General features: G+C 61.2%; 4 protein-coding genes. All 4 read right to left on the bottom strand.

The features are described from left to right. Positions 1-170: 170 nt before the first annotated feature. A complete protein-coding gene (locus LT42_RS01420) occupies positions 171-1505 on the bottom strand; it encodes a lysine N(6)-hydroxylase/L-ornithine N(5)-oxygenase family protein (protein ID WP_037012736.1) in 1335 nt (444 codons plus the stop codon). A gap of 162 nt (positions 1506-1667) precedes the next feature. After that, complete coding sequence (locus LT42_RS01415) at positions 1668-3362, bottom strand: multidrug ABC transporter permease/ATP-binding protein (protein ID WP_037009298.1); 1695 nt, start codon at positions 3360-3362, stop codon at positions 1668-1670. A gap of 45 nt (positions 3363-3407) precedes the next feature. Beyond that, positions 3408-3977 (bottom strand): sigma-70 family RNA polymerase sigma factor, encoded by a 570-nt coding sequence (locus tag LT42_RS01410; protein WP_160176704.1) that lies wholly within the window; start codon positions 3975-3977, stop codon positions 3408-3410. A 129-nt stretch (positions 3978-4106) separates the two neighbouring features. Then, on the bottom strand, positions 4107-4685 hold the full coding sequence (locus LT42_RS01405) for an NUDIX hydrolase (RefSeq protein WP_037009296.1): 579 nt from the start codon (positions 4683-4685) through the stop codon (positions 4107-4109). Positions 4686-5800 lie beyond the last annotated feature (1115 nt).

Here is a 5800-nt window from a genome sequence, read left to right as displayed (position 1 = left end):
TCATTCACCTGTTTGTATCGGCAAGGCTCAACCCGCAGGTGGCCCGAAGGCCGTCCGCAACGTTGTGGAAAAAGAGTGGGCAACCCTCAAGGATCACCGCTATGACGACCCTCGCGCCGCCAGCCCGGCTTTAGCCGAAGGGCTTCACGCGAAGGGCTTTCGGACCCTGCTCAGCGGGCCAGTTTCAGCGCCACACGCGGCTGCGTTGAAGCCTGGGCCGTGCGCGCCGAACACGGCTGTTGCTGGTCGCCGAAGATCGATTCGACAACCTCCTGGGAACGGATCGCCAGCACCGACAACAGGGTGTCGCTCAAGCCGTGGCTGTCTTCGCAGCAACCTTGCAGAAACACCCCCGCCTCACTGCCGGCGGTCAGGGGCAAGCGATAGTGACGGTCGACGCTGGCGCCCTGAATGCAGTCCTGAATGCCGGTCAGCAGTTCCAGGTGGTAGTCGCGACGGTATCCAGTGGCGAGCACCACCACGTCGAAAGTTTCGCTGTGCATCTGGTCATGGGGTGCATCGCGCAGGAACAGCTCAATGCCATCGCTGGCGACTTCGGCGTGTGCCACCTCGCGATTGGTGAGCATGCGATGGCGCTCTTCGCCGCGCACTTTCTGCTGGTACATGCGCTGGAAGATGGTCTCGATCAGGTCGGTGTCGACCACCGAATAGTTGGTGTTGCGGAACTCGTCGAACAGCGCGACGCGACGCTCCTGGCTGTGGTTGAAAATGGTGTCGGTGAACGACGGGTTGAAGATCTGATTGACGAACGGGCTGTCATCGGACGGCTTCAGCGCGCTGCCGCGGATCACCAGCGTGGCCTCGACGTTGTCGAAGCGCGAGGCCAGGTCTTCAAAGATTTCCGCCGCGCTCTGCCCGCCACCGACCACTGCCACACGCAGCGGCCCGGGCCGATTGGCGACGAGCTTTTCGATGCCGCCGCGATAGCCGGCCGAGTGCAGCACACGAGCATCCTCCAGCCCGTCGAACGCCGCCGGCGCCTGGGGAATACCGCCGATACCGAACACCAGGTTGCGCGCGCGACGGCGGCAGACCTCACCGTTTTTGTCACGCGACAGCACATCCATCGCGACGAAGCGGCCTTCTTCAAAGTACGGCTCGACCGACATCACTTCGGCGCCGTACTGGACCTGTTCGTTGAAATGCGACGCGGCCCAGCTCAGGTAATCGGTGTATTCCTCGCGGGTCGGGAAAAAGGTCTTGAGGTTGATGAAGTCCTGCAGACGGCCGCGCTCGTTCAGGTAATTGACGAAGGTAAAACGACTGGCCGGATTGCGCAGCGTGACCAGGTCCTTGAGGAAGGAAATCTGCATGGTGGAGCCGTCAATCAGCATGCCTTCGTGCCAGTTGAACGCCGGCTTTTTTTCTAGGAAACACACGTGGGGCGCCAGACCACTGCGCTGGGCATGCTCCTGGGTGGCGATGGCCAAAGCCAGGTTCGACGGGCCGAAACCGATGCCGATGAAGTCGTAGACGAGTTCCATGCTTCCCTCTCGTAAGGCGCGATGCGCGATCGACTCCGGCAGGCCTGGCGGCAAGGTCGCCGGCGCCGGATGGCAGTTCACACGCATCAAAATGGTTAAGACTGATTCTCATTAACATGACGACTGAGGCTGACGGCTGTTTAGTCCTCGTCGTCGAAAAACTTACAAAGCCTTTACCGTTTTCATCTGATACGCCGCGCCGATCTCCTCCACCGCATCGCGACTGGCGTTCTCGCGGCGATCGCCCTGCAGCTCGCTGAGCTGCCCGGACTCCATCTTCACCAGCCGGTCGGCGAGGTCGAAATACTGATCGTCATGGCTGATGGCAAACACCGTGATGCCGGCCTTTTTAAACATCGGCAGCAGCTCGCGGTAGAAAAAGCGGCGGAACAGCGGGTCTTGATCGGCGGCCCATTCGTCCAGCAAGAGAATGTCGCGCTTCTCCAGCAGCGCCAGCATCAGCGCAAGACGCTTGCGCTGGCCCTGGGAGAACCGCGTGTCGAGCAAGTGACCGTCGCCGAGCTGCACCTTGTGCTTCATGTGCAGCTGTTCGAGCCATTGGTCAATGTCGGTCCTGTCGGCGTTTCGCCCGTCTGCGCCGAGCAGTTGGGCGAACAGATGGAAATCGGTGAAGACGCTGGCGAAGAGCTGACGGTAAGCCATCCAGTCTTCTGAGCCGATCACTTGCCCATCAACCAGAATTGCGCCCGCCGAAGGTCGATATAGCCCGCTGAGCAGTCGCGCCAGGCTGGATTTACCGCTGCCGTTGCCGCCCATGAGAAACACGGTTTCGCCACGGCGCAGCGTCAGGTTCACGGGGCCGACATCAAAGCCGGGTTCGTCGCCCTGCGCGGGGTAGTGGTATTCGACATCGCGCAGTTCCAGCGTCTGCCACTGGCCAGCGATGTGCGTGGGGGCGACGTCAAAGCTTTCGTGGTGCTCGGCCAGGGCCAGCGACTCGACCTTGTCCAGCGCCACGCGCCCGGAGATCTGCGCCGGGATCGCCGCCACCGCCAAGACCAACGGCGTGCGCATGAACAGCACGGTCAGCGCGTAAGTGGCCGCGACTTCGGTGGGCGCCCAGCCCAGCCCGTTGGCCAGATAAAACGCCAGGCCGATGGTGCCCAGCACCATGATGTTGGCCCAATTGCTGGCCAGGCCGTGGTAACGGTCAGCCAGGGTGAAATGCTCGCGATAACGCTGGGCGGCGACGTCGAAGGTCTCTTCGTACAGCCGGCGAGCGCGATCACGATTCAGAGTCAACTCCTTGCGCCCGTCAATCACGCCCTGATAGCTCTGGTAAAGCTTGTCTTCCGACTCGCGCAGGGCGCGGATATGCGCGTTGAGCTTGCCCACCAGCAACCAGCCGACACCCAGCGTGAACGCCATCCAGCAGAGGGTGGTGATGAAAAGCGAGGGCGAAAGCCAGGCGAGATAACTGAATGACGCGACGCTGAGCACCGAGCCGTAGATCAGGTCCGGCAACTGCACGAAGGCCATGGTCACCGCGCGAATGTCGCTGGACAGGCTGGCGAAAATCTTCGCACCGCCGATGGATTCGATGCGCTCGATATTGGTGTCCAGCAGGCGTTTGACCATCACCCGGCGCAGGCCATAGACAAAGCGATGGCCCAGCGCGGTCAGCGACAAAGACGCCCCGGATGCAAGCGCCAGCAGCACGGCGAGCATGAGGCCGAACTGCCACAGCGCAGTGCCAAGGCCGTCGTGGCTGCTGATCATTCGCTGATTGACGAAGGCAATCACGCCAACGCTCAACAGCCCGCTGCTGACGCTCAGCAGCAGCACCCAGGCAAGCGGCCAGCGGTATTGCTGGAAGACCAGACGAATTAATTTCATGGATGACTCCGGGCAGTAGAAGCGGGGGACATGACGCGGCCGTGGCTAGATATCGCCAAGCCGGGCCCGACAATGGGAAAGGGTGTCGCGCAGAAGGAAGTTGACCATCGTCGGCGAGGTGCCGATGACCTTGGCCACGTCGCGCTGGGTGTAGCCCTGGATCTGGCTAAGGTCAAAGACAATGCGCATGCGCTTGGGCAGCTCGTTGAGCGCGCCGACCAGCTGATCGAGCGATTCGCGACCCGCCAGCACCCGCTCGGGGGACACCTCGAAACGTATCTGCTCTTCCTGCTCGGCCTCGACGCCGTGGTTGCGTTCGAGACGCTGGCGGCGAAGGCGGTCGATGGACAGGTTGCGTACGACGCGAAACATGTATCGCGCAGGTTCGTTCGATGCCAGGTCGCTTTCGAGCATCTTCACGAAAGCGTCCTGCACCACGTCTTCTGCCCGGGCGCGGCAGCCAAGGAATTTTGCTGCCAGGCGCAACAGCGCCTCGCGGTGGGTGTTATAGGCGCCCATCAGTGCGTCGAGACGCGCATCTCGCGCGGCATGGATGGCGCCTAAAGCCGATGAGCCGAGCCGGCGCGGCTGGCTGATTGCAGGGCGAAAATCCATCTTGTTCGACATCCCTGGTTACAAAAGGAATGCGAAGGATAACGCAAACGATTCTCATTGCAACGTAAGAAAGTTTACCGATTGGTGAAACTTTTACGCGCTGTCGGCGGTCGTCTCAGACCATCTGCATCACCGCATCAAGCGCAGCTCCAGGTATTGCAGGAGCATGATGGTTTTGCCGTCGGCAATCTCGCCGCTGGCGACCATGGCAATGGCGCGATCGAAATCCAGCTCCAGCACTTCGATGTCTTCGCCCTCCTCTTCGAGCCCGCCGCCTTCGCTGACCCGGTCGTCCGGCTGGTATTCGCCGATGAAAAAGTGAATGCGCTCGGTGACCGAACCGGGGCTCATGAATGCGTCGAAAATCTTCTTCACCGAGCGTACGACGTAGCCGGTTTCTTCCTCGGCTTCCAGGCGAATGCGCTCTTCGGGGCTGGCGTTGTCGAGCAAGCCGGCTGCGGCTTCGATCAGGTAGCCATTGTGGTCGTTGACGAACGCCGGCATGCGGAACTGGCGGGTCAGCACCACCGTGCGCTGCTCAAGGTTGTACAACAGAATGGTCGCGCCATTGCCTCGGTCATAGACCTCACGGGTCTGCTGTTGCCAGGTGCCGTCGCGGCGTTGCAGTTCGAAGCTGTATTTTTTGAGCACGTACCAATTGTCTGAGAGCAGTTGTTCGTCGGTGATGCGAATGAAATGGGATGGCATGACAGTCCTTGAGAAATGCGTTTTTTTGATCTCGATTCAAACGGTGATCGCGCCGATTTAACCCGATCACCGTGCAGGCGCCGGCTTGCTGGCTATTCATTGTGTCAGGCACAACTGGGGGGCGTGGCCCACCGCGTTCGCCAGCAAGCCGGCTCCTACAGGTTTTGCGTCCGGCGCGGGTCTTCAGTCGTGCGGGCATTGGTTGTAGGAGCGCGCTTGCCCGCGAAGGCATTGTGTCAGCCACCGCAGGGGTGAGTGGCCCACCCCGTTCGCCAGCAAGCCGGCTCCTACAGGTTTTGCGTCTGGCGCGGGTCTTCAGTCGTGCAGATATTCCTTCGGTGGTGCAGATATCCCCTCGGTCGTGCGGATATTCCTTCGGTCGTACGGGCATTCGTTGTAGGAGCGCGCTTGCCCGCGAAGGCGTTGTGTCAGCCACCGCAGGGGTGAGTGGCCCACCGCGTTCGCCAGCAAGCCGGCTCCTACAGGTTTTGCGCCTGGCGCGGGTCTTCAGTGGTGCAGATATTCCTTCGGTGGCGCGGGCATTCGTTGTAGGAGCGCGCTTGCCCGCGAAGGCGTTGTGTCAGGCACCGCTGGGGTGAGTCGCCCACCGCGTTCGCCAGCAAGCCGGCTCCTACAGGTTTTGCGTCTGGCGCCGATTCAGTCGTGCGGAGATTCCTTCGGTCGTGCAGATATTCCTTCGGTCGTGCGGGCATTGGTTGTAGGAGCGCGCTTGCCCGCGAAGGCATTGTGTCAGCCACCGCAGGGGTGAGTGGCCCACCGCGTTCGCCAGCAAGCCGGCTCCTACAGGTTTGGCGTCTGACGCAGGCGTCCGGTCGTACCGCTACAGCTGCTTTGCTCGCAAAAACCCCGAACTATTGTTTCCATCGATTGCCAACATACGTACGAACGCCGTTCAGTTTGCCCTCGCAAATCCGGATGATGGCTTCATCGATTTCCCAGACAAGGATTTGCCCGCAATGTCCATCAACATGACCATCCTGTTGACACTCATCGTTTCGTTCTCCATCGCCCTGGCCGGGGTCGTGCACATCTGACCGACCGCCGTACTGCGCTCGCCGCAAAAGCCACCGCATTGCGTCCGCCGCATCAAGGGC

Source organism: Pseudomonas lutea (genome assembly GCF_000759445.1).
GTDB lineage: Bacteria > Pseudomonadota > Gammaproteobacteria > Pseudomonadales > Pseudomonadaceae > Aquipseudomonas > Aquipseudomonas lutea.
The sequence above is the reverse complement of the archived record's forward strand: the minus strand, read 5'-3'. Positions and strand labels throughout refer to the sequence as shown.

Bases quoted from the DNA above. Each gene is read 5' to 3' on its own strand.
- LT42_RS01415 (WP_037009298.1), bottom strand. From the start codon at position 3,362: ATGAAATTAATTCGTCTGGTCTTCCAGCAATACCGCTGGCCGCTTGCC.
- LT42_RS01420 (WP_037012736.1), bottom strand. From the start codon at position 1,505: ATGGAACTCGTCTACGACTTCATCGGCATCGGTTTCGGCCCGTCGAAC.
- LT42_RS01410 (WP_160176704.1), bottom strand. From the start codon at position 3,977: ATGGATTTTCGCCCTGCAATCAGCCAGCCGCGCCGGCTCGGCTCATCG.
- LT42_RS01405 (WP_037009296.1), bottom strand. From the start codon at position 4,685: ATGCCATCCCATTTCATTCGCATCACCGACGAACAACTGCTCTCAGAC.